Source organism: Lactococcus hircilactis (genome assembly GCF_009601015.1).
Lineage (GTDB): Bacteria > Bacillota > Bacilli > Lactobacillales > Streptococcaceae > Lactococcus > Lactococcus hircilactis.
This window is the reverse complement of record NZ_WITJ01000047.1, coordinates 1-739: the sequence shown is the minus strand read 5'-3', so window position 1 is coordinate 739 and position 739 is coordinate 1. Positions and strand designations below refer to the sequence as shown.

General features: G+C 35.3%; 3 protein-coding genes. All 3 read left to right on the top strand.

What is annotated here, in order from left to right; genetic code table 11:
• The first annotated feature begins 7 nt into the window (after positions 1 to 7).
• The gene (locus tag GHI93_RS12770) at positions 8 to 340 is read left to right on the top strand and encodes a YopX family protein (protein ID WP_246177171.1); all 333 of its coding nucleotides are present in this window, start codon (positions 8 to 10) and stop codon (positions 338 to 340) included.
• Positions 337 to 519 carry a hypothetical protein gene (locus GHI93_RS12765; protein WP_153497367.1) on the top strand — a complete coding sequence of 61 codons (183 nt, stop codon included), beginning with the start codon at positions 337 to 339 and terminating at the stop codon, positions 517 to 519. The genes GHI93_RS12770 and GHI93_RS12765 overlap by 4 nt, the downstream gene beginning before the upstream one ends.
• Positions 506 to 739 (top strand): hypothetical protein (locus tag GHI93_RS12760; protein WP_153497366.1); only part of this gene is annotated, 234 nt, incomplete at its 3' end. The genes GHI93_RS12765 and GHI93_RS12760, both read left to right, overlap by 14 nt.

Below are 739 nucleotides of genomic sequence, written 5' to 3'. Positions count from 1 at the left end.
AGCTGAGATGCTCAAACTAGTGTCAATGAATTTCCACGAATATATTCCAATTGACGACTTGATATGCTCATGCAGTGATGGCCCTATCACAAGAAACTTTGAAGATGTTATCCTCATGCAGTCAACATGTTTGAAAGATAAAAACGGAGTAGAAATTTATGAAGGGGATATTGTTGAGCTAGCTGATGATTTTGCAGTCGTTAAATTTGATTCTGGAGCTTTTGTTATAGATTATCAAAATTTAGATACTGAATTTGAATTAATTTACTCTATTGAAGTCCCAATTGAAGCCATCGGTAATATTTATGAGGACCATGAACTACTGGAGGTAACTAAATGAGCAACAGATCGACTGAAGAAATAAAATACGTAAGTGGTAAAGACCATGACATTAAAGTGGATTATGACGACAAAGACATTGACTATTTCCACAATGAGTTTAAAAAGAAGCTGGAGGAAATGGAAAGCGTACAGGCGGTTTTGGTAGCACTGGGGAGGTGTGAAAATGAAAGAATATAAATGTATGGACTGTCTTACAAGTTTTGAAGCAGAATATAAAGAAGATTGTCCGAGTTGTGGAGAAGATGGTGCTGTTATTGAAGTTTCAGCTCACACTGACAAACTTTCGGTTGAAAAACTCCAAGAACACTTGTTGCCTTATAAAAAAGAAACGGTTCAAAAAATCATAGATGAAAAAATGCAGTTAGTGACTGCAGATGAATTCTTAAAACTTCACAAA